At 60.8% G+C, this 25,056-nt stretch carries 26 protein-coding genes; 21 read left to right on the top strand and 5 right to left on the bottom strand.

The features are described 5' to 3' along the window. Positions 1 to 34: 34 nt before the first annotated feature. Positions 35 to 1,129 carry a M24 family metallopeptidase gene (locus Q9295_RS05165; protein WP_306679442.1) on the bottom strand — a complete coding sequence of 365 codons (1,095 nt, stop codon included), beginning with the start codon at positions 1,127 to 1,129 and terminating at the stop codon, positions 35 to 37. A gap of 148 nt (positions 1,130 to 1,277) precedes the next feature. Between Q9295_RS05165 and rlmJ the strand changes: the two genes are divergently transcribed. The 19 genes from rlmJ (at position 1,278) to ribD (ending at position 20,079) form a co-directional block, all read left to right on the top strand. Further along, a complete protein-coding gene (gene rlmJ, locus Q9295_RS05160; protein WP_306679441.1) occupies positions 1,278 to 2,057 on the top strand; it encodes a 23S rRNA (adenine(2030)-N(6))-methyltransferase RlmJ in 780 nt (259 codons plus the stop codon). Positions 2,058 to 2,164: 107 nt separating this feature from the next. After that, positions 2,165 to 2,614 (top strand): tellurite resistance TerB family protein, encoded by a 450-nt coding sequence (locus tag Q9295_RS05155; RefSeq protein WP_306679440.1) that lies wholly within the window; start codon positions 2,165 to 2,167, stop codon positions 2,612 to 2,614. Then, positions 2,611 to 3,381, top strand: a complete 771-nt coding sequence (locus Q9295_RS05150; RefSeq protein ID WP_306679439.1) for a phosphate/phosphite/phosphonate ABC transporter substrate-binding protein — start codon at positions 2,611 to 2,613, stop codon at positions 3,379 to 3,381. The genes Q9295_RS05155 and Q9295_RS05150 overlap by 4 nt, the downstream gene beginning before the upstream one ends. Positions 3,382 to 3,519: 138 nt before the next feature. Next, entirely contained in the window at positions 3,520 to 4,290 is a 771-nt protein-coding gene (locus Q9295_RS05145) for an ABC transporter ATP-binding protein (RefSeq protein ID WP_306679438.1), read from the top strand. 9 nt (positions 4,291 to 4,299) lie between these two features. Beyond that, complete coding sequence (locus Q9295_RS05140) at positions 4,300 to 5,010, top strand: ABC transporter substrate-binding protein (RefSeq protein ID WP_306679437.1); 711 nt, start codon at positions 4,300 to 4,302, stop codon at positions 5,008 to 5,010. Between the two features lie 55 nt (positions 5,011 to 5,065). Next, complete coding sequence (locus Q9295_RS05135) at positions 5,066 to 5,797, top strand: transporter substrate-binding domain-containing protein (protein WP_306679436.1); 732 nt, start codon at positions 5,066 to 5,068, stop codon at positions 5,795 to 5,797. A gap of 44 nt (positions 5,798 to 5,841) precedes the next feature. Then, a complete protein-coding gene (locus tag Q9295_RS05130; RefSeq protein WP_306679435.1) occupies positions 5,842 to 6,732 on the top strand; it encodes an ABC transporter permease in 891 nt (296 codons plus the stop codon). Next, the gene (locus tag Q9295_RS05125) at positions 6,729 to 7,556 is read left to right on the top strand and encodes an ABC transporter permease (RefSeq protein WP_306679434.1); all 828 of its coding nucleotides are present in this window, start codon (positions 6,729 to 6,731) and stop codon (positions 7,554 to 7,556) included. Before Q9295_RS05130 ends, Q9295_RS05125 begins: the two co-directional genes overlap by 4 nt. A gap of 188 nt (positions 7,557 to 7,744) precedes the next feature. Further along, positions 7,745 to 9,079, top strand: coding sequence for a glutamine synthetase family protein (locus tag Q9295_RS05120; RefSeq protein WP_306679433.1), 1,335 nt, complete (start codon positions 7,745 to 7,747; stop codon positions 9,077 to 9,079). Between the two features lie 109 nt (positions 9,080 to 9,188). Continuing rightward, a complete protein-coding gene (locus Q9295_RS05115) occupies positions 9,189 to 9,878 on the top strand; it encodes a type 1 glutamine amidotransferase (RefSeq protein WP_306679432.1) in 690 nt (229 codons plus the stop codon). 47 nt (positions 9,879 to 9,925) lie between these two features. Continuing rightward, positions 9,926 to 11,281, top strand: coding sequence for a glutamine synthetase family protein (locus Q9295_RS05110; RefSeq protein WP_306679431.1), 1,356 nt, complete (start codon positions 9,926 to 9,928; stop codon positions 11,279 to 11,281). Positions 11,282 to 11,286: 5 nt separating this feature from the next. Then, a complete protein-coding gene (locus Q9295_RS05105; protein ID WP_306679600.1) occupies positions 11,287 to 12,591 on the top strand; it encodes an NAD(P)/FAD-dependent oxidoreductase in 1,305 nt (434 codons plus the stop codon). A 230-nt stretch (positions 12,592 to 12,821) separates the two neighbouring features. Beyond that, a complete protein-coding gene (dnaG, locus tag Q9295_RS05100) occupies positions 12,822 to 15,011 on the top strand; it encodes a DNA primase (protein WP_306679430.1) in 2,190 nt (729 codons plus the stop codon). A gap of 136 nt (positions 15,012 to 15,147) precedes the next feature. Next, a complete protein-coding gene (gene rpoD, locus Q9295_RS05095; RefSeq protein WP_306679429.1) occupies positions 15,148 to 17,148 on the top strand; it encodes an RNA polymerase sigma factor RpoD in 2,001 nt (666 codons plus the stop codon). An 8-nt stretch (positions 17,149 to 17,156) separates the two neighbouring features. Then, positions 17,157 to 17,516, top strand: a complete 360-nt coding sequence (locus tag Q9295_RS05090; RefSeq protein WP_306679428.1) for a hypothetical protein — start codon at positions 17,157 to 17,159, stop codon at positions 17,514 to 17,516. Positions 17,517 to 17,524: 8 nt separating this feature from the next. Beyond that, entirely contained in the window at positions 17,525 to 17,794 is a 270-nt protein-coding gene (locus Q9295_RS05085) for an HlyU family transcriptional regulator (RefSeq protein ID WP_306679427.1), read from the top strand. Positions 17,795 to 17,863: 69 nt separating this feature from the next. Further along, positions 17,864 to 18,349, top strand: a complete 486-nt coding sequence (locus Q9295_RS05080) for a hypothetical protein (RefSeq protein WP_306679426.1) — start codon at positions 17,864 to 17,866, stop codon at positions 18,347 to 18,349. A 180-nt stretch (positions 18,350 to 18,529) separates the two neighbouring features. Next, positions 18,530 to 18,997, top strand: a complete 468-nt coding sequence (gene nrdR, locus Q9295_RS05075) for a transcriptional regulator NrdR (RefSeq protein WP_306679425.1) — start codon at positions 18,530 to 18,532, stop codon at positions 18,995 to 18,997. Then, entirely contained in the window at positions 18,994 to 20,079 is a 1,086-nt protein-coding gene (ribD, locus tag Q9295_RS05070; RefSeq protein WP_373457426.1) for a bifunctional diaminohydroxyphosphoribosylaminopyrimidine deaminase/5-amino-6-(5-phosphoribosylamino)uracil reductase RibD, read from the top strand. The genes nrdR and ribD overlap by 4 nt, the downstream gene beginning before the upstream one ends. 114 nt (positions 20,080 to 20,193) lie before the next feature. Here the strand turns inward: ribD and Q9295_RS05065 are convergent, their stop codons facing one another. The 3 genes from Q9295_RS05065 to Q9295_RS05055 all read right to left on the bottom strand — a co-directional run bounded on the left by Q9295_RS05065 (position 20,194) and on the right by Q9295_RS05055 (position 22,948). Continuing rightward, positions 20,194 to 20,622 (bottom strand): VOC family protein, encoded by a 429-nt coding sequence (locus Q9295_RS05065; RefSeq protein ID WP_306679424.1) that lies wholly within the window; start codon positions 20,620 to 20,622, stop codon positions 20,194 to 20,196. 74 nt (positions 20,623 to 20,696) lie between these two features. Then, positions 20,697 to 22,022: a surface lipoprotein assembly modifier gene (locus tag Q9295_RS05060; protein ID WP_306679598.1), complete on the bottom strand. Its 1,326-nt coding sequence runs from the start codon at positions 22,020 to 22,022 to the stop codon at positions 20,697 to 20,699. Between the two features lie 53 nt (positions 22,023 to 22,075). Then, positions 22,076 to 22,948: a hypothetical protein gene (locus Q9295_RS05055; protein ID WP_306679423.1), complete on the bottom strand. Its 873-nt coding sequence runs from the start codon at positions 22,946 to 22,948 to the stop codon at positions 22,076 to 22,078. A gap of 190 nt (positions 22,949 to 23,138) precedes the next feature. Here Q9295_RS05055 and thyX point away from each other — a divergent pair, with 190 nt between their 5' ends. Together thyX and Q9295_RS05045 are read left to right on the top strand one after the other, a co-directional pair. Then, entirely contained in the window at positions 23,139 to 24,059 is a 921-nt protein-coding gene (thyX, locus tag Q9295_RS05050) for an FAD-dependent thymidylate synthase (RefSeq protein WP_306679422.1), read from the top strand. A gap of 153 nt (positions 24,060 to 24,212) precedes the next feature. Next, positions 24,213 to 24,533, top strand: coding sequence for an arsenate reductase family protein (locus tag Q9295_RS05045; protein WP_306679421.1), 321 nt, complete (start codon positions 24,213 to 24,215; stop codon positions 24,531 to 24,533). 99 nt (positions 24,534 to 24,632) lie between these two features. Here Q9295_RS05045 and Q9295_RS05040 read toward each other — a convergent pair whose 3' ends face one another. Further along, positions 24,633 to 24,839 carry a cold-shock protein gene (locus Q9295_RS05040; RefSeq protein WP_306679420.1) on the bottom strand — a complete coding sequence of 69 codons (207 nt, stop codon included), beginning with the start codon at positions 24,837 to 24,839 and terminating at the stop codon, positions 24,633 to 24,635. Between the last annotated feature and the right edge of the window lie 217 nt (positions 24,840 to 25,056).

Genomic DNA, 25,056 nt, shown 5'->3' with positions numbered 1-25,056 from the left:
CGCCCCCTTTTCGCATTTCAGACCTCAGGTCGGATCACGAGACCCAATAGGTATCCCGCGGCAGGCGCGACAGGATGCGGCAGCCGGTTTCGGTGATGACGGCAATCTCTTCAAGCCGCACGCCAAAGCGGCCGGGCAGATAGATCCCCGGCTCGATGGTGAAGGCCATGCCGGGCTGCAAGACCACTTGCGAGCTTGCGGTGATGAACGGGCCCTCATGCACGTCAAGGCCGATGCCGTGGCCTGTGCGATGGGTGAAATATTCGCCATAGCCCGCTGCCGTGATCACGCCGCGCGCCGCATCATCCACCTCATGCGCCTTGGCACCCGGCTTTGCTGCCGCCAAAGCCGCCTGAACCGCTTGCTCAACGATGCCGTGGATCTCGGCGTAGCCTTCGGGCGCGGTTCCGACCACGGCCATCCGGGTCATATCCGAGTAGTAATCGCCCTTATTGCCCGCGATATCGATCACGATCGCATCGCCCTCTTGGATGAGATCGGTGCCGGTGTGGTGATGCGGCTTGGCGCCATTCGCGCCGGTGCCAACGACGTAATAGTTCAGCTCAGCGCCTTCGGCGGCGAAGGCGGCCTTCACCTCGTTCAGCACTTCGAACTCGGACTTGCCCACAGCGATTGCAGCAAAGGCCGCTTCCATCGCTTTGTCATTGATCTCGGCAATCGCTGCCAAAGCTGCCAGCTCGACGGCGTCTTTGCAGGTCCGGACCTGCGACATCAGCTTTTCACTGCTTTCGAAATCTGCGCCCGGGAAGGCTTTGACCACCAAAAGCGCGTGATCGGCCCGCATGGTTTCATCGATGCTGACTCGCGCCACGTTTTTAGCTCCCAGCAGTGCCACCGCCTCGGCCAAAAGTACCGCTGGATCCAACTCATCGCGCAAGGTGACCGCGGGGATATCGAGATGCTCTTGGAAGGTCGTCAGGTCCAGCTCAGGCATCAGGGCCACAACATTGTCTTGGCCAACCAACAAGATACAGGTGCGCTCCATATACATCGGACGCAGACCCACGGCCCAAGTCATATTGGCCGTGGGTGCCAAGGCCACAAGGTCGATGCTGTTTTCGCGCATCTTGGCTTGTAGCAACGGCAGGCGGTTGGTGGGCGTGGACATGGTCGGGTCTCCTACAATCCTCACGGCCGGTGTTGGGCGAAAGTGAACTCAACGTCAATTACTTAACAGATGTTCAACCACCCCAGCGCCTCCCCTCCCCCCTCGCTGGCCCTTGCGCCTGCCCCTCGGCGCCTGCTAGGCCAAAGTCATGCTCTCTTATCAACATGCCTTTCACGCCGGGAATCTGGCCGATCTGCAGAAGCACGCGCTTCTGGCTTGGGTCTTTGACTATCTGACCCAGAAGGACAAACCGCTCTCCTATATCGAAACCCATGCCGGACGGGGACTGTACAACCTGACCGCGGATGAGGCGCAAAAGACCGGTGAGGCCGCGAAGGGCATCTTGGCCCATGCCGATTGGTTTGCGCCCGAGCATCCCTACAGCCAAAGGTTGGCCGAGACCCAATCGATGTATGGCGACACCGCCTATCCCGGCTCACCGCTCATCGCCGCTTTGGGTCTGCGCGAGACCGACACGATCCATCTGGCCGAGCTGCATCCGCAAGAACATGCGGCTCTGGCGGAAAATCTTGGCTCTTGGGGCGCGCATCTGCACAAGGCCGATGGGCTGGATCTGGCCCTGGCCATCGCGCCCCCGACCCCGCGCCGTGGGGTCTTGCTCTGCGATCCCTCATATGAAGTGAAAGAGGATTATGAGCGTATCCCGCGGGTCTTCGCACAGCTTGCGCGCAAGTGGAACGTGGGCACGCTGATCCTGTGGTATCCGATCCTCACGGGGGGCGCGCATGGCCCAATGCTGCGCGCGCTTGAGGCGCAGCATCCTGACCATCTGACGCATGAGGTCCGCTTCCCGCCCGCGCGCGAAGGCCACCGGATGCTTGGCTCGGGCATGTTCTTCGTCAACCCACCTTGGGGCCTTGAGGCCGAGGCCGCGAGGCTGACCGCGCTTTTCAAGACCTTAAGCTGACAAAGCTTTCCGGCACAGACGAGCGAATTCTTGCGGCGCCTTCACAAGCCCGCAAGACGCTTGCGCCGCATCTGGCGCTAGCTTTGTAAGGCCGCTATCCTTCGTCCATGTTTGAAACCTTCCTCCGCGCCCTTCTGGCCCCCGCCCCCGCCCGCCTTCCGCAGGCGGATGCCAATCTTGCCCTTGCCGCGCTGATGGTGCGCGCTGCCCGTACCGACGGCCTTTACGCCGCCGAAGAGGTAGAGCGTATCGACCGGGTGCTGATGGCCCGGATGGACAACGACGCTTTCGCCGCCGCCAAACTGCGCGCCGAGGCCGAAGAATTGGAGACCGAAGCCCCTGATACGGTGCGCTTTACCCGCGCGCTGAAAGACGCAACCGAACTCGATGAGCGTCTTGGTATGATGCAGGCTTTGTGGTCGGTCGCATTGGTCGATGGGCTCCGCGATGCCGAGGAAGATCGGCTGATGCGGCTGGTGGCAAATCTTCTTGGTCTCTCCGATGTGGAGAATGCGCAAAGCCGACAGGCCGCTTGGCAGGGGTTGCAGCAGGAATGATTGCCAGCCTTGCCATGTATGATTTTGGCCCGGCTGAAGCCGCCAATGATCGTCTGTGGCAGCTGATTCGTCGCGCTCTGGCCGCGCGAGGCATAGCTGCGCCGGCGGATCTGACCCGCGGTGCGGCAGCCTATTGGCCAGCATGGCAAAGCCCCGATCTGATCTTGGCGCAAACCTGCGGCTACCCTTATCGCTCGCGCCTGCATGAGCATGTGACCTTGGTGGCAAGCCCGGATTACGGCCTGCCGGGCTGCCCGCCCGGCCATTACAAAACGATTTTCGTCGCCCGTGCCGATGATCGCCGGCAAAATCTCCACGATTTCTCTGGCGCGCCAATGGCTTATAATGAGGATCTGTCGCAATCGGGCTGGGCCGCTCCGGCGCAGCATTTGCTGGATCTAGGCCTGACACCCTGCCCGCGGTTGCGCAGCGAAAGCCACCGCGCTTCCGCCAGGGCCGTTGCGGCAGGCGCCGCCGATCTGGCCGGGCTCGACGCCCTGACATGGCGGCTGATGCAAGGATTTGACCCATCCGCCACACAGCTGAAGGTGGTGGCCGAAACCGCCCCCACCCCTGTGCTTCCCTTCATCACCGCGAAGACAAACCCGCCCGAGCCTTTGCGTGAGGCGCTCAGCGCGGCCATTGCCGCCCTTGCGCCTGCCGATGCGGCTGCCCTGCAGCTGCGCGGCATTGTGGTGATCCCAAAGGCCGCCTATCTCGCCGTGCCCACACCGCCACCGCCGCAGCACTTTGGGATGAAAAATTGATCAAATTGCCAGCGCAACCGCCCTTTCAGCGGTGAATCTGCGTTGCAATGTCCCAAAAATTGCGCCCTACTGAACCAAATTGAACACCCGGACAGGTGCATAGAACGCCGCCGGATCTCAGGGAAAGTATAGGGGCGCATGACGGACACCCCGGTTATCGAAATCCACGATCTGCATAAATCCTATGGCCAACTTGAGGTGCTTAAGGGCGTTGATCTGGTTGCAAAACGCGGCAATGTGATCTCGCTGATCGGCTCTTCCGGCTCAGGTAAATCCACGCTGTTGCGCTGCTGCAATCTGCTGGAAGACAGCCAGCAGGGCGTGATCCGCTTTGAGGGTGAGGCGGTGCAATGGAAGGGCTCGGGCCTTGACCGTCACCCGGCAGATCGTGCGCAAGTGACCAGAATTCGCACCAACCTTTCGATGGTTTTTCAGCAGTTTAACCTTTGGTCACATATGACCGTGCTGCAAAATGTGATGGAGGCGCCGGTGACGGTGCTGAAGCGCGATCCGAAAGAAGTTGAAGAAAAAGCCCGGCATTATTTGGCCAAGGTCGGCATTGCCGAAAAGGCTGATGCTTGGCCTGCGCAGCTTTCAGGTGGCCAGCAACAGCGCGCCGCCATTGCGCGCGCTTTGTGCATGGAGCCGCGCGCTTTGCTTTTCGATGAGCCGACCTCGGCCTTAGACCCTGAGCTTGAGCAAGAAGTCGTGCGCGTGATCAAGGCTTTGGCCGATGAGGGGCGCACGATGCTGCTGGTCACCCATGATATGAAACTGGCCGCCGATTGCAGCGATCACGTCATTTTTCTGCATCAAGGCCGGATCGAAGAGCAAGGGCCGCCCGCGCAGCTCTTTGGCAATCCGCAGACCGAGCGGTTGCGCGGTTTCCTGTCCGCTACGGCAGCTTAGGGGGCTAAGATGGGCTGCTTCGCCACGGTTGCAGCTCTGGGCGCGTCGCTGTTTCTGGCAGCGGGCGGCGATCAGCGCCTGACCATCGGCACCGAGGCGCCCTTTCCGCCCTATATTATGACCGATGCCAGCGGGGCACTGACCGGCTTCGAATATCAGCTCATGCAAGAGATCTGCCAGCGAAAGCAGTTTCGCTGCGACTGGGAGAGCACGGCCTTTGAAGAGCTGGTGCCGGGGGTAATGGACGGCCGATTTGACGTGGTTCTCGGGGGGATGGCGATCACGCCAGAACGCCGCGCTCTTGTCGACTTCTCAATGCCTTACCAGCAAACCGATGACACCGAATGGTTCATCGGCCCGCCCAGCGCCCCCCTGCCCGAAGTGGCGCGCATCGCGGTGCAATCGGGCACTTTGCACGAGGCTTGGCTGCGCCAGAACGGGTTCGACTTCCGCGCCTACCGCACCGAGGCCGATGTGCTCTCTGCCCTTCGCCAGGGAGCAGCGGATTTGGCCTTTGGCCCTTTTGAGCGACGTGCGGATCTGGCCGCGTATTTCTCTGAGACCGGCACCGAACTGCTCTATGAGGTGCCGATCGGCGATGAGGGCACGGCGATGGCGGTTTGCAAGGGCAACGCGCCCCTGCTGGCTCAGCTGAACGAGGCGATCCGGCAGATGCAGGCCGATGGCACGATTGCCGCATTAGAACTGCGCTGGTTCTGACGGAAGGGGCCAGTAAAACTTTACCTAAGTGACGAATAACCAACGGGAGATAATCATGAAAAAACTGGTTCTAGCCACGGCCCTCATGGCCTTTGGTGCCGCGGCTCAGGCGCAAGACGCGATCAAAATCGCAACCGAAGGCGCTTATGAGCCCTATAACTACATCGATCAGGCCACCGGTGCGCTGGTTGGGTTTGAGGTCGATCTGGCGGCAGAGATCTGCGCCCGCGCAGCGCTGAGCTGCGAAGTCATTCAAAACGAATGGGATTCGATCATTCCGAACCTGCAGTCGGGCAATTACGACGCCATCATGGCCGGCATGTCGATCACCGAAGAGCGCCAGAAGGTCATCACCTTCTCGGAAAACTACACGCCGCCGTCGAAGTCCGCCTATATGGCCGCCTCGCCCGAAGCCAATATCGGCGATGGCGCGGTGATCGCAGCGCAGGTCTCAACCATTCAGGCGGGCTATATCGCCGAACAGGCCGGCGTCACTTTGCTGGAATTCGCCAGCCCCGATGAGACGGTTGCGGCGGTGAAGAACGGCGAAGCCGATGCCGTTTTTGCCGATCTCGACTATCTGGTGCCGATCGCAGGTGACTCGGGCGGTGAGTTGGTGATGCTGAACAACGACGTGGCCTTGGGCGGCGGTATCGGCATTGGCCTGCGCCAGTCGGACACTGAACTGAAGGCGAAATTGGACGGCGCCATCCAGTCGATGAAAGCCGATGGCAGTCTGAACGCCTTGATCGAGAAGTATTTCGGCCCGGAAGCTGAAAAGTTCTAATTTGACAGGGGGCAGCGCTGCTGCCCCCCAATTTTCAGGTTCAGATGTTCGAATATTGCAATGACCCGCGCGCGCTAGAAGGCCTGCAATGGCTAAGTTGCTATCTGACGACAGCAACGCATTTCAGCTTTTACTGGTCCTTCGTCACCGTGCTCTTGCTGCTGCTTGTCACCGCACCGCTGGCGCTGGCCTTTGGCTTTGCCGGTGCTGCCTCGGCGCGATCGCATTTCCTGCCGCTCAGCTGGCTGGGGCGGATTTATATCGCGGGCGTGCGCGGTGTGCCGGACATCGTGTTCTTTCTGTTTTTCGTCATCGCTTTGGATCAGGGGCTTGAATGGTTCAAGCATCTCTTCGTCTGCGAAGACCTGTCGCAGCCGGTGTGGAGCAATGGCGAGTTTCGTGTCTGCCCCGCGGCGAAGGTGCCGCTGGGCAATGCCTCGCCCTTCATGGTCACCGCCTATTCCTTTGCACTTGCCGTCACCACATTTGCCATTGTTTTCGGGGCCTTCGCGGCGAATGTGCTTTACGGTGCGATGAATGCCGTGCCGCGCGCCCAGCTTGAGACGGCCGAGGCTTACGGCATGTCGCAGTCCCAAGTCTTCCGCCGGGTGCTGGTGCCGCAGATGTGGATCTACGCCCTGCCTGGCCTGTCGAACCTTTGGATCATCTTGATCAAATCCACGCCTCTCCTGTTCTTGCTGGGCATCAAAGACGCGGTCTATTGGGCGCGCGAGTTGGGTTCGGCCAAGACCTCGGGCAACAACCCCTATCCGCATGGCGATTGGCGGCTCTTTTACTTCCTAGCCCTTTTGGTCTTCTACCTTATGGCCACCCGGCTCTCTGAGATCGGACTTGGCAAGATCACCCGCCGGCTGTCGCGCGGGCAAGCCACCCGCAGCGGTGAGGAAATGCGCAAAGCGGGGGGCCAGGCATGAGCTGCTGGGAGACGATACAAGCTTATGCTTTTCGATCATTGGGCTACGGTGAAAGGCTGCTCCCGAAGGAGGGCTTTGACCTTTGCCAACAATTCACCCTGATCGGCTCGGGGCTGATCTGGAACATCTACTTCGGCACTTTGGCGTTGTTCTTTGGCTTCTTCCTGGCCAATGCCGTGGCTTTGGCAAAAGCCTCACGCCATGCGGTCCTGCGCAAACCGGCGGAGTGGTACATCTTCCTCTTCCGCGGCTCGCCGCTCTTCATCCAGTTCTTTCTGGCCTATGAGCTGCTTGTCCTGTTGCCCAAAGCCGGGATCGAGATCTTTGGGCTGCATATTGAGACCTCTTGGACCACAAGGGCTTGGGCCGGGGCGCTTCTCACGCTCTTTCTCAACACCGCCGCCTATTCGGCCGAGATCTTCTATGGCGCGTTGAAAACCATCCCGCGCGGCGATCTTGAGGCCGCTGATGCTTACGGGCTTTCGGGCTGGGCCAAGTTCCGTCGCATCGAATGGCCCACCATGCTGCGGTTGGGCTGGCCCGCCTATACCAACGAGGCGATCTTCCTCTTTCACGCCACCACTTTGGTTTATTTCTCGGGTTTTCCGGCCTTCGCGCAGAAGGGCGACGCGCTCTACTACGCCAATTACTTCGCCGATAAGACCTTTAACCCCTTTGTGCCCTATCCGATCGTGGCCTTCTATTTCGTGCTGCTGACCCTTGCGGTGACCGGGCTATACGGCGTGGTGAACCGCTATTTGAACCGGCATTTGCCCTCAAACCAACGGCAGAGAATTCGCTTGCGCCCGAACCTGATCCGATAGTAGGCTTCTTTTGATCAAATTATTCGGACACCCGTCCGGACCTGCGGCAGCGCTATCGCGCGGGCCCTGCGGGAAGGCGATCAAACCAAGGGAAGGACCAAGGGCATGGTCCGAACTTGCGCATCAGGCGGCCTCTGAAGTTGGAGGCCGGGGCGCCGGGTCCGTGCTCTTCCTGAATTGACATGACGATGAAAGATTATTTGCGAAAGCATCCGCATGTGCGGACCATCCGCGTCGCAGCCGCTGACCTGAACGGTCAAGCGCGCGGCAAGCGCGTCCCGGCTCGTTTTGCCGATAAAGTGGTAAAAGACGGCACGCGTTTCCCCTTTTCTGTACTGAACCTCGACATTTGGGGCGAGGATATCGACGACAGCCCACTCGTTTTCGAGATGGGCGACCAAGATGGCGTGTTGAAACCCACCGAGCGTGGCTTCATGCCGATGCCTTGGCTGGAAGCGCCAACCGCGCTTTTGCCGATCTGGATGTTCCGAGAAAACGGCCAGCCTTACGAAGGCGACCCCCGCCACGCCTTGCGCGCTGTGGTCGATCGCTACAAGGAAAAAGGCCTCACTCCGGTCTGCGCGATGGAGCTGGAATTCTTCCTGATCGACGATTCCGGAAAGACCATGCAGGTGCCGGCCAGCCCGCGCTCGGGCAAGCGCCGCAAAGCGGCCGAGACCTTGTCGATCCGCGCCCTCGACGCCTTCGACACCTTCTTCACAGACCTCTATGACGCCTGTGAGGCGATGGATATCCCGGCCGATACCACCACCTCCGAAACCGGGCTTGGCCAATTCGAAGTGAACCTGATGCATTGCGATGACGCTTTGCGCGCCGCCGATGATGCTTGGCTTTTCAAGATGTTGGTGAAGGGCCTTGCCCGCCGCCACGGCTTTGCCGCGAGCTTCATGGCCAAACCCTATGCCGATTATTCCGGCTCGGGCCTGCACACGCATTTCTCGGTGCTGGACCAGAAAGGCGACAATATCTTTGATTCCGGTGGCCCCAAGGGCACGGCGGCGCTGCGCCATGCCGTCGCCGGTTGCCTGAATGCGATGCATGATTCCGCCTTGGTTTTTGCGCCGCATTTCAACAGCTATGAGCGTTTGGTCCCCGACAAACACGCCCCCACCGCCATCTCTTGGGGCTATGAGAACCGCACCACCGCGATCCGGATTCCCGCCGGCAACCCGGCCGCACGCCGGATTGAGCACCGCGTCGCGGGCGGCGATGTGAACCCCTATCTCATGCTGGCTGCCATCCTTGGCGCCGCCCTCACCGGGATCGAGGACGCGGTTGAACCGCCGCCGCCGATCACCGGCAATGCCTATGCGGTGGATTTGCCGCAGATCCCCTCCTCTTGGGAGGAGGCGATTGAGGCGTTTGAGCATTCGGACGTGCTCTACCGCTTCTTGCCGCGTGAGATCATCCGCAACTTGGTGCAGACCAAACGGCAAGAGCTGTACTACATCGCCGAGCTGACGCCTGAGGAACGGCTTGAACTCTATCTCGACACTGTTTGATCGCAGATAGGTTTGCTAGAGGGCGGTGTTCACCGGGAGCAATCACAGTTCCCCCTTGACCGCCGCCCCCAACCGCTTCCACCTTAAGGCTAAGCTTAGGATGTATCAGATGCAGATCGGTATCCTTCAAACCGGCGAATCCCCCGACGCTCTGCGCGCCGATATGGGCGATTACCCCGATTTCTTTGAAAGCCTGCTGGCGGATAAGGGGCTGACCTTCCGGCGCTACGCCGTGCTGCGCAATGAGATGCCGCAAAGCGTGACCGAATGTGACGGCTGGCTGATCACCGGCTCGCGCTTTGGCGCTTATGAGGATCACGCCTTCATCCCGCCGCTGGAAGATTTCATCCGCGCCTCTTACGCCGCGCATGTTCCGATGGTCGGCATCTGCTTTGGCCATCAGATCATCGCCCAAGCCATGGGCGGCAAGGTCGAGAAATACGCCGGGGGCTGGTCCGTGGGGCCGACCGAATATGATTTTGACGGCGAGAAGATCACTCTTAACGCTTGGCACCAAGATCAAGTCGTGGTGAAGCCCGAAGCGGCCCAAGTGGTTGCCTCTACAGGGTTTTGCGACAATGCCGCCCTGCTTTATGACAACCGGATGTTCACCGTCCAACCGCATCCCGAATTCCCGCGCGAGTTCATTGAAGGCCTGATCACCCATCGCGGCCCCGGTCTTGTACCCGCGCCCATTCTGGATGCCGCAACCCAGCGCCTTGACGCCACTTTGGACCGCGCGAAGATGGCCGACCGCATTGCCGATTTCTTTAAGACCCACCAGAAACGGGCCGCGTAGCTCCGCGCATGAAGCGCCGGGGGCCAGCCCAAACCAACGTGTGACACATGTCCAAATGGACCGACAAGCTGCCCGAGGCAGCGCGCAATTACATCGGCGATCGCCGCGTGGATGAAGTGGAATGCGTCATCGGCGACATTGCCGGTGTGGCCCGCGGCAAGGCGATGCCGGCCGCGAAGTTTGCCAAGCAAACCAACTACTTCCTGCCCAACTCGATCTTTTTGCAAACCATCACCGGGGAATGGGCCGACAGCCCCTTCGATGCGTTCACCGAACCGGATATGATCCTTGAGCCGGATTGGACCACCGCCACCGCCGCCCCTTGGACCGCCGATATCACCTTGCAGGTGATCCATGATGCCAAGGATCAAAGGGGCAATCTGGTGCCCTTCTCGCCGCGCAACGTGCTGCGCAAGATCGTTGACCTTTACGCCGCACAAGGCTGGAAGCCAGTGGTCGCGCCCGAGATGGAGTTTTTCCTGACCGCGCGCAACATCGACCCTAACCAGCCGGTGATCCCGCCGATGGGCCGTTCGGGCCGCCGCGCGGCGGGCAAACAGGCCTATTCGCTTTCCGCAGTGGATGAATATGGCAAGGTCATCGACGACATCTACGACTTTGCCGAGGCGCAAGGCCTTGAAATCGATGGCATCTTGCAAGAAGGCGGTGCCGGTCAGATTGAGCTGAACCTTGCCCATGGCGATCCGATCCGTCTGGCCGATGAGGTCTTCTTCTTCAAACGTCTGATCCGCGAGGCCGCTTTGCGCCACGATTGCTTTGCCACCTTCATGGCCAAGCCGATCGCGGATGAGCCGGGCTCGGCCATGCATATCCATACATCGGTGGTGGATCTGAAGACTGGCAAGAACATCTTTGCCGGGCCGAAAGGCGTTGAAACGGAAGAGTTCTTCCATTTCATCGGCGGGATGCAAAAGCACCTTGGCGCCGCCGTGGCGCTCTTCGCGCCTTACGTGAACAGCTACCGCCGCTATGTGCCGGATTTTGCCGCCCCCATTAACCTTGAATGGGGCCGCGACAACCGCACCACCGGCCTGCGCATCCCGATCTCAGGCTCGGCCGCACGGCGGGTCGAAAACCGCTTGCCGGGGATGGATTGCAACCCCTATCTCGGCATCGCCTCGACCCTGGCTTGCGGCTATTTGGGGCTGATCAATAAGACCCAACCGCGTGCCGAGTTCACCGGATCGGCCTATATCGACTCCGAAGATATCCCCGCGACTTTGGGCGATGCTTTGGATCTTTTGGAAGAAGATGTCGCGCTGCAAGAAGTGGTGGGCGTCGATTTCTGCAAGGTCTACGACTCGGTAAAACGGAACGAATACAAAGAGTTCCTGCAAGTCATCTCACCTTGGGAGCGTGAGCATCTGCTCTTGAACGTCTGATGGCATTGAACCTTTTGCACGCCAATGACCGGGCGGGGGAATACCCGCCCAGCTACTATGCCGCGACTGCCGAGCCGCTGCACCGCTTCGCCCCTTTGCAGGGCGAGGCTACGGCCGATATCTGCATCGTCGGCGGCGGTTACACCGGGCTTTCGGCGGCGTTACATGCCGCCGAAAAGGGCCTGTCGGTGATCCTGCTCGAGGCGCATCGCGTCGGCTTTGGCGCCTCGGGGCGCAATGGCGGGCAGGTCGGATCGGGCCAGCGGCAGGACCAGATCTGGGTCGAAAAGGCCGTGGGGCGCGAGGCGGCGCAGCAGCTTTGGACCCTTGCGCAAGACGCCAAAGCCTTGGTGCATGACCTTATCCAGCGCCACGCTATGCCCGGCACCGATTGGAAACCCGGCATCGCGCATGCCTGCTGGAGTGAGGCCGAGGTCCGCCATACCCATGATTATGCTGAGAAACTTCAGCGTGATTACGGCTATGACCAGATTGAGCCTTTGGATCAAAACGGCATCCGCGCCCTGATCGGCTCGCCCGTCTACAAAGGCGGCGAGATCGATCACGGCGGGGCCCATATCCATCCGCTGAACTATGCGATCGGCCTTGCCAAAGCGGCCAGCGCCGCGGGCGCGCGGCTCCATGAAGGCAGTGAGGTGCTCGAGATCCGCCAAGGTCCAAAGCCGCAAGTCGTCACCGCCTCGGGCGTGGTCACCTGCGGCACCGTGCTTTTGGCGGGCAATGGCTATCTCGGCGGGCTAGAGCCGAAGATCGCGGCAAATGTCATGCCGATCAACAACTTCATCCTTGCGACCGAGCCTTTGGGGGATCGCGCGAAAGATGTGCTGTCCCGCCCGATCGCGGTGCATGACACCAAATTCGTGGTGAATTACTGGCGGCTCTCTTCCGACAATCGCCTCCTTTTCGGCGGCGGCGAAAGCTATGGCTACCGCTTCCCTGACTTGGTGAAAACCGTGTCGAAACCGATGCTTGAGGTCTATCCTCAACTCAAAGACACCAAGATCGACTATGCTTGGGGCGGCACTTTGGCGATCACGCTGAACCGCATGCCCTGCTTCACCAGCCCTCAGCCCAATGTGCTTTCCGCCTCGGGCTATTCGGGGCACGGCGTGGCGCTGGCAAGCCTTGCCGGCAAGCTGATGGCCGAAGCCGCCGCTGGCCGCTCGGCCGGGTTCGATGTGATGGCACAACTGCCGCAAAGCCGCTTCCCCGGCGGCGCCCTCTTGCGCTGGCCGCTCCTCGTCGCCGCGATGAGCTGGTATTCCATGCGCGACCGGCTTGGTTTTTAAGCAAGGGGCGAGGGCCGGAACGAAGAGCGGGGGCCAGCCCCGTCGTCCATTGGTTCTCGAACCAATGGCGAACTCAATGGACGCCCCCCGGAGTATTTGGGTCAAGATGAAAGCCCCTTCATCTTGATCTAAATACTCATCTTTCATCTCATAACTATCCACAGCCACCACCTTCACGGCCCCTTGCGTCAACTCTCGACAGAGGCGCCGCAAAAGCCCATATCTGACCCATGTCTTTGCCACCGGGATTCCTTGACGAGCTGCGCAGCCGCGTTTCGCTTTCCGCCGTTGTTGGTCGGAAGGTCACGTGGGACATGCGCAAATCCAATATGGCCAAAGGCGATTGGTGGTCACCCTGCCCGTTCCATCAGGAAAAATCCGCCTCTTTCCATGTCGATGACCGCAAGGGGTTTTACTATTGTTTTGGCTGTCAGGCCAAAGGCGATGCGCTGACCTTCATCAAGGAAAACGGCAACCTTTCCTTCATGGAGGCCGTGGAAGAGCTGGCCCGTGAGGCTGGCATGACCATGCCCGCCCGCGATCCGCGCGCGGCGGAAAAAGCCGATCGGCGCACGCAGCTGGCCGAGGTCGTCGAAGAGGCGATCAAATTCTACCGCCTCCAGCTGAAGACCGGTGCCGGGGCGGCAGCGCGAAAATACCTGACCGAAAAACGCCGCTTGGGCGAGCCCGCTTGGGAGCGTTGGGGCATTGGCTGGGCCCCGGACAACGCACAAGCGGTGATCGAGGCTTTGGCGGCAAAGGGGATCAGCCATGAGCTCATGGTCGCCTCGGGCGTCGTGGCCAAGACCGACTCTGGCCGGTTTTACGACCGCTTCCACAGCCGCATCATCTTTCCGATCCGCGATGCGCGGGGCCGGGCGATCAGCCTTGGCGGCCGCAGTCTCGATCCCAATGCCCGGGCGAAATACCTCAACGGCCCCGAGACCGAGCTTTTCGACAAGGGCCGCAACCTCTTTAACCTCTCCCCCGCGCGGGAAGCGGCGGGCAAGGGCCAGCGGCTCATCGTGGCCGAAGGCTATATGGATGTGATCGCGCTTTCCGAGGCCGGTTTCACCGCCGCCGTCGCGCCTTTGGGCACGGCCGTCACGGAAGATCAGCTGCGGCTGATTTGGCGGATCTCGAATGAACCCGTGATCGCTTTGGACGGCGATAAGGCCGGTATTCGCGCCGGGCTCCGCGTGGTCGATCTGGCCCTGCCGCTGCTTGAAGCCGGCAAGGCTTTGCGCTTTGCTTTGCTGCCCGACGGCCAAGACCCAGATGACCTTTTGCAAGCCCAAGGCCCCGCCGCCATGCAGCAGGTCTTGGATGCCGCACAGCCGATGGTGCGGCTGATTTGGCAGCGCGAGACCGAAGCCAAGGTCTTCGACAGCCCCGAGCGGAAGGCGGCTTTGGAAGTCGCCCTTGGCCAATCGATCGACAAGATCAAGGATCCGGTCATCCGCGGCTATTACGCAGACGAGCTTTCCACCCTGCTCGATCAGACGATTGGCCGTCGTGGCGATGCGCCGCGCTGGGGGCAAGCCGCTCCGCGCAATGCGCCATACAGCGCCCCGATGGACGATCGCGACTGGGCGCCGCCACCGTCCAGCTATCCTGAAGACGACCGCGCATGGCAGGCCGAAGGCCCAGACTGGGGCTATGATCCGCGCGACATCGAAATTGAGATGCCGTCCTTTGAGCCGGCAAAGCCTGCACGCCCCGCGCGGCAAGAGCGCCCGGCCCGCCCGCCGCGGCAAGAGCGCCCTTGGAAGCCGGGCCAAAAGCGCGCGGCGCCCGAGCCGATGCCCACCGAAAGTGCCCGCGCCTCTTACATCACCACCGCCACCGAGCCCGCCAATGCCCTGCGCGAGGCGGTCATTCTGGCCACGCTTTTGCGCTTGCCGCAGCTGATCCCCCGTTTTGAGACCGCCCTTGAGCGGATCGAATTCAGCTCGGACGACCGCAACCGTCTGCTGAGCCTTGTTTTGACCCACGGCCATGCCCCTGATTGCTCGGACCTTGTGCGTGCCGACAGTCCAGAGGCCCTTGACCGGCTCTTGCAAAATCCCCATGTCCGGATCAGCCCCGCCTTGCGACCGCGCCCGGACCCCCAGGCCGATGAAGAATTCGCCGCCGCCTGCGTCGAAGAGGCGCTGGCGCGGCTGCAAGCTGATCGCGCGCATCAGGCCGAACTGGCCGAGGCCGAAAAAGACGTAGAAGGTCTGGTCGATGAGGGCCTGACTTGGCGCCTTGGCAAGGCCGCCGAAGCACGCCTCTCGGCCGCCCGCGGCCCGCAGGAACAAAAGACCGAGGCGATTCTCGCCTCCAATGGAATTGAGCTGGATCGTGAAGAGTTGGAACGCAAACGCAAGATGGACGCGGAGATCGACTTCACCCGCGGAGGCCGCTCAAGGGACTGAGAACGTATGATTCGCGAGTTTTCCGTCATTTAGCCAACAGAATGCCGCGTAATCGGGGGTGATTCGGGATGCCCTCGTCCATGATTCGCGGTATTGATCCCAAAGCCCGAACTGATTCGCACCTGCAGGAGCAAGCATGGCCCTCAAGGACGCCGACGATTCCAAGCCTGACACCGACGAAGCGGATGTCTCGCTGGATATGAGCCAGGCAGCCGTTAAGAAGATGATCGCCGACGCCAAAGAGCGCGGCTACATCACTTACGACCAGCTGAACCAGCATATGCCGCCTGAACAGGTGTCCTCGGAACAGATCGAGGATGTCATGTCGATGCTCTCGGAAATGGGCATCAACGTCATCGAAGACGAAGAGGTCGAAGAGGGTGAACCCGCTCTGACCGGCGATCTGGTCGAGACCGGCTCTGGCTCTCGTGAGGTCGCATTGGCTGGCGCCACGACCGAGACGCTCGACCGCACCGATGACCCGGTGCGGATGTATCTGCGTGAGATGGGCTCGGTTGAGCTTCTCAGCCGCGAGGGCGAGATCGCCATCGCCAAGCGGATCGAGGCCGGCCGCAATACGATGATCGCCGGGCTTTGCGAAAGCCCGCTGACCTTCCAAGCCATCACCATTTGGCGCGACGAACTTTTGTCGGAAGACATCCTTCTGCGCGACGTCATCGACTTGGAAGCGACCTTCGGCCGCTCCTTGGACGGCGAAGAAGATATGGACGGCCCCAATCTCGACGAGATGGCAGTGGGCGGCCCTGCCCCGCGGCCCTCGTCCAGCGGCGATGAGCCGGAGATGGATGCCGACGGCAATCCTTTGATGCGCGAAGAAAGCGATGACGAGGATGATGAAGCCTCGAACATGTCGCTGGCTGCGATGGAAGCGGCGCTGAAGCCCAAGGTTCTGGAAACCTTGGAAATCATCGCGCGCGACTATGCCAATCTGGCCGAGATGCAGCAAAGCCGGATGAATGCCGCTTTGTCTTCGTCCAGCCGGTTCAGCACCACGGAAGAGGCGGCTTACCAAAAGCTGCGTTCGGAAATCGTGTTGCTGGTGAACGAGTTGCACCTGAACAACAGCCGGATCGAGGCGCTGATCGACCAGCTCTACGGCATCAACAAGCGGATCATGTCGATCAACTCGGGCATGGTGAAGCTGGCCGATAACGCCCGCATCAACCGCCGCGAATTCATCGACGCCTATCAGGGCTATGAGCTGGATCCGTCCTGGCTGGACCGTATGGCCGATAAATCGGGCCGCGGCTGGCAAGTGCTGATGGAAAAATCGCGCCCCGCGATTGAAGAGCTGCGCAATGAGATGGCGCAGGTCGGCCAATATATCGGCGTGGATATCGGCGAATTCCGCCGCATCGTGAATCAGGTCCAGAAGGGCGAGAAAGAAGCCCGTCAGGCCAAGAAGGAAATGGTAGAAGCGAACCTCCGGCTCGTGATCTCCATCGCCAAGAAATACACGAACCGCGGCCTGCAATTCCTTGATCTTATTCAGGAAGGTAACATCGGCCTGATGAAGGCCGTGGATAAGTTCGAATATCGTCGCGGCTATAAGTTTAGCACTTATGCAACATGGTGGATCCGTCAGGCCATCACCCGCTCGATCGCCGATCAGGCCCGCACCATCCGGATTCCGGTGCATATGATCGAGACGATCAACAAGCTGGTGCGTACCGGTCGCCAGATGCTGCACGAGATCGGCCGCGAGCCGACCCCGGAAGAACTGGCCGAAAAGCTGCAAATGCCGCTGGAGAAGGTTCGCAAGGTGATGAAGATCGCCAAGGAACCGATCTCGCTGGAAACTCCGATCGGCGACGAAGAAGACAGCCAACTCGGCGACTTCATCGAAGACAAAAACGCGATCCTGCCGCTGGATTCCGCCATTCAGGAGAACCTGAAGGAAACCACGACCCGCGTTCTGGCCTCGCTGACGCCGCGCGAAGAGCGGGTTCTGCGGATGCGTTTCGGCATCGGCATGAACACCGATCACACTTTGGAAGAAGTCGGCCAGCAGTTCTCGGTCACCCGCGAACGGATCCGCCAGATCGAAGCCAAGGCTTTGCGCAAGCTCAAACACCCGTCCCGCTCGCGCAAGCTGCGCAGCTTCCTTGATCAGTAAGCGTGGCCATGCAAATCGCTGAATTGCGTGACGAAATCATTTCATCGAAGGCCCAAGCGGCCTTCGATGTTTTGGTCGAACGTTTCTCTGCCCATCCCGATTATGAGCTGCTCGCCCATGAGCAGGGCTTTCTCAACAGCCTGCGCATTCTGCGCGGTGAGGAGTTCTGCTTCGCGGCCGTGCCGAATGACGAATGGGTGCTGGCCTATATCCGCAAGCCCGAGCTGCGCCGCGGCAAGCTGACCGTGGAAGCTGCGATGGCAGAATTCGCCCAAGCCCGCCTGACCAAAGCGGGCGAAGTCACCCTGCGCCTGAGCGACGCCGACATGGCCGACCGCTGGTTGGCTTTCGTTCTGCAAGAGACATAGGAGGCCGCATGTCTCTGTTTTCATGGCTTTTCGGTTCAAAATCCTCTGCGGCTTCGGCCCCTGCCACAGCGGCCGAGACCTACAAAGACTTTTCCATCACCCCGAACCCAATCAAGGAAGGCGGCCATTTCCGCGTCGCCGCCAAGATCGAAAAAGACGGCAAAACCCACGAGCTGATCCGCGCCGACACGATGGCCTCTTTGAATCAAGCCGTCGCAATCTCGCAATCCAAAGCCAAGCAGCTCATCGACGAGCAGGGCGACCGCCTCTTCGGCTAGATCCGCATTTCAAAGGCCGCCTCTCGTGGGCGGCCTTTTTCAACATTTCTTCGAATATCAGGCATTTTTATGCGCGCCTTGCTTCTGACCTTGGCCCTTCTCCCCTCGGCCGCCCTTGCCGATTGCGGCGCCGATACCGAGATTTTCAGCTGCCAGATCGGCAAAAAGCAGCTGCAAATCTGCTTCGATGACCGCGCGGATGTCTTTGCCTATACCTTTGGCCGCAAAGGCAAACCCGACCTGTCGCTTTGGGAGACGACCCCCGATCTGGACTTCCAGCCCTGGCCCGGCGTCGGCAGCGCGATTTGGGAGAACGTCACCTTCTACAATGATGGCCACAGCTACGAGGTCTGGACCTCGGTCCAACGCGACCCCGAAGATCAAAGCGGTCTTTCCGCTGGCGTCACCGTGCGGCAGGGCGAGACCACGCTCACCACGCTCACCTGCAATCCCGGCAGCGCCAGCCAATCTTTGGACGTTATCTACGACGTCAAAGTTGCTTATGGGCAATGCTGGAGCTTTGCTGACCAAGCCTGGGCCTGGAGCTGCGACTAGGCTGCAAGGCCCTCTCCCCCTCAGGCGTGAGTCTCTATCGCCACAGTTGTGCCTCTATATGCTGGGGGCTCAACTTCCTTCTTCCCCATATCCTTGTCACGCCTCTATAGTCAGTGCAAAGAACCGGGGGCACACCCGGACTTAGAGGCAGGCCAATTACAACAAGCGAGGAGGGGGCGAATGCGCTGCCCATTTTGTGGCAACATCGACACCCAGGTGAAGGATTCTCGGCCGGCCGAGGATCATGTCTCCATTCGGCGCCGGCGCTTCTGCCCGGCCTGCGGGGGACGCTTCACCACCTACGAACGGGTCCAACTGCGCGATCTCGTCGTGATCAAATCCTCCAACAAGCGCGAAGATTTTGACCGCGACAAGCTGGAGCGCGCCATTCGCATCGCCATGCAAAAACGCCCGATTGACCCCGAGCGGATCGACCAGATGATCTCTGGCATCGTGCGCCGGCTGGAATCCTTGGGCGAGACCGATATCCCCTCGAAGCAAATCGGCGATATCGTGATGGAAAGCCTCGCGCGGATCGACACCGTGGCCTATGTGCGCTTTGCTAGCGTTTACAAGAACTTCCAGGCGGCCGACGATTTTGACCGCTTTGTGAGTGAGCTGCGCCCCGGGGAAAAGCCGGAAGAGTGAGCGACGACATCACCCATATGGCCCATGCCCTGCGCCTTGCCGCGCGGGGCTTGGGCACGACTTGGCCCAACCCTTCGGTGGGCTGCGTGATCGTGAAGGACGGCCAGATTTTGGGCCGTGGCACCACCCAAAAAGGCGGCCGCCCACATGCCGAACGCATGGCCTTGGCGCAAGCCGGAGACGCGAGCGGCGCCACCGCCTATGTCACGCTGGAGCCCTGCGCCCATCACGGCAAAACCCCTCCTTGCGCCAAAGGCTTGATCGGCGCCCGCGTCGCCCGCGTTGTCACCGCCCTCACCGATCCTGACGCGCGCGTCGCCGGCCGCGGCCATGCCATGTTGCGCGCCGCCGGGATCACTGTCGCCGAAGGCGTCCTGAGCGCCGAAGCCCAACGCCTTAACGCGGGCTTTTTGAAACGCGTCACCCAAGGCCTGCCCTTGGTCACGCTGAAGCTCGCCACCACGCTTGATGGCCGCATCGCCACCGCCACCGGCGACTCCCGCTGGATTACCGGCCCGCTGGCCCGCGCCCATGTGCATATGCTGCGGATGACGCATGATGCGGTGCTCGTGGGCTCCGGCACCGCTTGCGCCGATGACCCTGACCTCACCATCCGCGGCCTTGGCGCCCGCCACCAGCCGTTGCGCCTGCTGATCGACAGCCAGTTGCGCCACAATGCCGACAGCCGCCTTGGCCGCAGCGCCAAAGACCACCCCGTCTGGCTGCTGCATGGCCCACAAGCCCCTGACGCTGCCCGCAAATCTTGGGCAGACACCGGTGCCCGCCTGATCGAATGCCCCGAGGCTGACGGCCATCTCAACCTGACCGAGGCGCTGCGTCGCCTTGCCGCCGAAGGCGTCACCCGTATCCTCTGCGAAGGCGGCGGCACCCTCGCCGCCCGCCTCATCGCACTCAATCTCGTTGATGAACTGGCTCTCTACCAAGCCGGTTGCCTGATCGGCGCCGAAGGCACCGCAGCGCTGGGCCGCCTCGGCCTTACCGCCCTATCCGAGGCCCCAAGACTAAAGCGGCTCGAAACCCAAAGCCTCGGCCCCGACCAATTCACTCTCTGGTCGCTCTAACCCAAAGCACCCGTCCCCTTTCATCTTGAGGCAAATACTCCGGGGGGTCCGGGGGGCTGCCCCCCGGCCTCCTTGTCAGTTGAGAGCTGCTCCCATCGAGAGCAGCCGCTTACCTCACCAATGCCCGGTGTTTTCCATCGAAGCCCAAGGCTCCGCCGGTGCCAAAGTCTCACCCTTTTGCAACAGCTCAATCGAGACATTGTCGGGAGAGCGCACAAAAGCCATATAGCCGTCGCGCGGCGGGCGGTTGATCACCACGCCATTGGCCTGCAAATGCGCGCAAACCGCGTATATGTCATCGACCTCATAGGCCAAATGGCCAAAATGCCGGCTGTCGCTCGGCAATTTATCATCGCCATCCCAGTTATAGGTCAACTCAACCGGGCAGTCCGGCTGCCCGGGAGGCGCCATAAAGATCAGCGAAAATCGCCCCTTCTCATTGTCCATCCGCCGGGTCTCTTCCAAACCCAAGAGCCGATAAAAGGCCATCGAGGCCTCCAGATCCTTCACCCGAACCATCGTGTGCAAATAGCGTAAAGTCATGTGCGAACTCCTTTTTTGCCCTGACTAGCCTGCCAACCCGACAAGGGAAAGCCGCCGCCCATGGTAACAAAGCCTCAGAAAGAGGATTGGATCCCGAAACCGATCCCGACCCCATCACCGGAGTAGCGGCTGACGTTGGATTTCGTCCGGCTTGCTTGCAAGGAAAGCACCGGCTCAAAGCCAAAGACCTCCCATTTCGGCAGCGCCAGATCCGCCGAGACTGAGACCGAGCGGTCCTGCCGCCCGCTGTCATTGAAGATCGCGTTGAAAAACACCGGATAGTCCCGCGTCTTCAGATCCAGCCCGCCCGAAAGCCGCATCCCGGCGACCGGCTCGCCCCGGCGATAGCGCAGGCTCGCGCCCAGCATCCGGCTTTGCTGATTGGGATCCTCCGAGAGGGTCCGGCCAAGCTCCAAACGCAATGCCACCGCATCGCCCGAGGCCAAGGCCTTCTGCAGCCCCAGATCCAGCGCCAAGGCGCGATCGGCGGCACCGCCCGAGGCACGCCATTGTTGCTCGACAGAAAAGCCGATGCGTGACTGCAATGCAGGCCCATGCTGCGACGAGAGCGCCAATTCCGCGCGCAGCCGGTCGGCATAGGGCTCACCTCCGAACCAGATGGATCCGGCCGTAAGGCCCGCGCTCAACACTTGTCCCTCATCCAGCCGCCATTGCTGGGTCAAAAGCCCATCCACCGCCATATGCGCGAAATCCAAACCGCGCGCCGCGGGGGCCGCCGCCCGCGCCTCATCCGACAAAACCACCCCACGGGCGCTGATGCTGAAGCCAAGCGTGGTCAGCGCCGTGGCACTCTCTTTCAAGCGGTAGCGCAGCGCGACCTTAGCCGTCGCTTCGCCCCCCGACAAAGCCATCGAACTGCGGTCGAAATAGAACCAAGTCGGCACGCCATCCACGGTCAAAAGCGCATCCTCGGCCCCGCTGTTCACATTGCTCGAGGGTTTGATGCTAAAGCCCAGATCGACGACCACCCGGCTCCCTTGCCGCAAGGTCTGATAATCGCGCAAGGTGGCGGAGCGCGCCTCTTCACTCGGGACCAGGTGCAGCGCCCGGCGGAGCCAATATTTCGAGGCGGTAAACTGGTCGAGATCCGCCGAAGCCTTAGCCGCAAGCCGCGCCGCGGTGAAGCGCTCCAGCTCGGTTTTGCCAAAGCGGAAGGCGCGCTTGGCCACAACCCGCGCGGCCTCAGCCTCTTGCTGGCTCAGACCAACCGCTGCCAAGACGGCTAAGGCGCGGCTGTTTCTCGGTTCATCCTCGACCACGGCCAGCGCCAAAAGCCGTGCCAGCTCAATCTCACCGGCCGCTAGAGCCGCCTCCGCCTCCGCCGCTAAAGCGGCCCGCTCACCCGCCCCACTTCGCGCCTCAGCCGCCGCCGGAAACACCGGCAACGGCTGACAAAGGCAGGCGAAAGCTGCGGCGCGAAGAAACCGGCGGATCACTGCGGACAGGGCAGCGGATCGCCCATGACGCATTTCTCAGCCAAGAAGACACCCCGTTCTATCAAGTCAGGACCGAGACTAGCGTCAACGCCACCAGCTACCGACGATCCGCCTGCTCCCCCGAATGCACCTGCAAAACTGCCTAAATTGGGTCCCCTTGGCTCATGAACAAGATCACCCTCGAAGGTGCCGTCCGCTTTGATCGTTGTGATTGTCATCAACAGGTCATTATATGTGTCACCCGTATCGACATTTTGCCGCTCGTAGATCGCGCCTTCCAGTGCGTTGTCGGTGAAATCCGCGTTCACGACGACTTTGCCCTGCACGCGGTCATTTTGAACTGCATCAAATTGGCCCCCGCCACCACCGGGTGCCACCACACCTTTATTCAGAACGCCTGCGTAATTGCCGTGGTAGGTCGCAAGTCCACCGCTGACGGGCTTCGTGAAGTTGCTGCCCGTGTAGTTAGCGCCCCAGACCACCTCAGCGAACTGTGCGCTTCCGACCACCCCTGCAGTCGTCCCGCCATCAACGGAACGCGCCAGCAGTGCGACGAAATAGCGATTTGCAGTGGTCTCACGGAATGTAAAAGCCCTAAATCCGGGAGTATCTAAACTTGGATTACGGGTGAAAGTCGCCGTGATCGGGCTGGCGTCCAAGGGCACGATCACCGCAGTCAGCGTCCCAGCACCTCCACCGCCCGCCGGATCATAGTTCACGCTTTGCAGATTGCCACGGATCGCCAACGGGATAGTTGAGGTACCGCCGCCCCCACCACCGCCTCCACCGCCGCCGCCATCGGCCAGAGGATTACCGCCACATCCAGCCAGCAGGCCCGCGCAAAAGATAGCAGATAAAATGCGGTGCACGAGAAATCCTCACCCGATCAATTGAATGTCGGCAAAACTTGCGGCGCGGCGCAGCAAAAGTCAAAGGTAAGAAGGCGTTTACAATTTTCCTTGCCGCTGCGTGCCCCGTCGGCATCACCACCTGGTTTCCCTAACCGCTCCCCCCATATACAGTCGCCTCCGACTCGTGTTCCATCGAAAGGCCAAGCCCATGTCCCTTACCCCTGACCAGCTGGCCGAGATCGAGGCCGCCCGCGCCAACCCGCGCCAAACCCTGCGCGCCACCTCGCCCGGCATGGAAGCACATCTCTACCGCGCCCATCCGGTGCTCGACCACGGCTTCATCCGGGTCATCGACTATATGGGCGACGACAGCGCCATCGTGCAGGCCGCCCGCGTCTCTTACGGCGCTGGCACCAAACATGTGTCGAACGACGAGGGCCTCATCCGCTACCTGATGCGGCACTGGCACTCGACCCCGTTCGAGATGTGCGAGGTCAAGCTCCACGTCAAACTCCCGGTCTTCGTGGCGCGGCAATGGATCCGCCACCGCACCGCCAATGTGAACGAATATTCCGCGCGCTATTCGATCCTTGATCGCGAGTTCTACATCCCCGAACCGGCGCAGCTTGCCGCGCAATCCACGGTAAACAACCAAGGCCGCGGCGCGGTGCTGGAAGGCGCCGAGGCGGCGCGGGTGCTGGAAACCCTCAAACGTGATGCGGCGAGTTCTTACGACAATTACGCGCAAATGCTGGGCCAAGAGGGCCCGGATGGTGAGCCGCAACAAGGGCTTGCGCGCGAATTGGCGCGAATGAACCTGCCGATGAATATTTACACCCAATGGTATTGGAAGACCGATCTGCACAACCTCTTCCATTTCCTGCGCCTGCGCGCCGATGCCCATGCCCAATATGAAATCCGCGTCTATGCCGATGCGATTGCGGCGACGGTGAAAGATTGGGTGCCTTTGGCCTTTGCCGCCTTCGAGGATTACCGCATGGGCGGCACCACGCTTTCGGCCAAGGCGATTGCAGTGCTGAAGCGTCGCCTTAAAGGTGAGACCGTGTCTCAGGAAGATTCCGGCATGTCCAAAGGGGAATGGCGGGAATTTGAGGGGATATGGGGCTGATGGTTGGCCCAAACCTTGGATACAAGCGTATCTAAGATTGTGCAGCGGGAACCGTTGTTGATGCACGTTCAACTGATGAACTGATCAATCGCGATTACACGTCCGGAACGGGCAAGCGATCTCAAAGTTAATTGCAAGAGCACGAGTAAACCTATGATCCTCTACGGCATCCCCACCTGTGACACCTGCAAGCGTGCGCTCAAAACCCTTGAGGCGGCGGGCAAGGAGGTTACCTTCCGTGACATCCGCAAAGATCCGCTCTCCGAGGCGGAGATTGCCGAGATCGTCGGCGAATTCGGCGACAAGGCCGTGAACAAGCAATCCACCACCTATCGCGCCTTCAGTGATTTCCTGAAAGCCTCGGACCCCGAGGATCAGATCAAGGCGCAGCCCACCGTGATGAAGCGCCCGGTGATCAAGGCGGATCGCTGGTATCTCGGCTGGGACGCCTCGGTCGAGGCAGCGCTCAGCTAAGGCCCCTCCCCCAGATCCCCAATGAAAAACGGCGCGCAAAACCCTTGCGCGCCGTTTGCTTATCCTGTTGCCCAATGGCCAGCCAAAGGGCGTATAAGGTTAAAGCAGCACCAAATCACCCGCCGAAGATCGACCATCGCGGCCCGACAACAGCTCATATTTGATTTTCTGATTGTCGTTCAGGCCTTTCAGCCCGGCCCGCTCAACCGCCGAGATATGCACGAAGATATCGTTGCCGCCGTCATCCGGCGCAATAAAGCCAAAGCCTTTGGTCGCGTTGAACCACTTCACGGTGCCCGTTGGCATTCCGCCTTCTCCCTCATCCGAACGCCTTGCCGCACCATACCGCAAGGTCAAAGCCCCCAGGCCGGTCAGGGCCTTTCGGATCAAGGAAAGGCACCGCTTTAAGCTCTGGTTCACCCACAGATGATGCCGCAACGTAGAACAAAATCAAGATGTTTGGAGAAAAACGCCCAAAACGCCCTATCCAGCCCTACAGCACAGAAGAAAATTCGCGCCAAAC

It is taken from the genome of Pseudogemmobacter lacusdianii, from assembly GCF_030848395.1.
Lineage (GTDB): Bacteria > Pseudomonadota > Alphaproteobacteria > Rhodobacterales > Rhodobacteraceae > Pseudogemmobacter > Pseudogemmobacter lacusdianii.
Note: the sequence above shows the minus strand (reverse complement) of the source record. Positions and strands in the feature narration are given on the sequence as shown.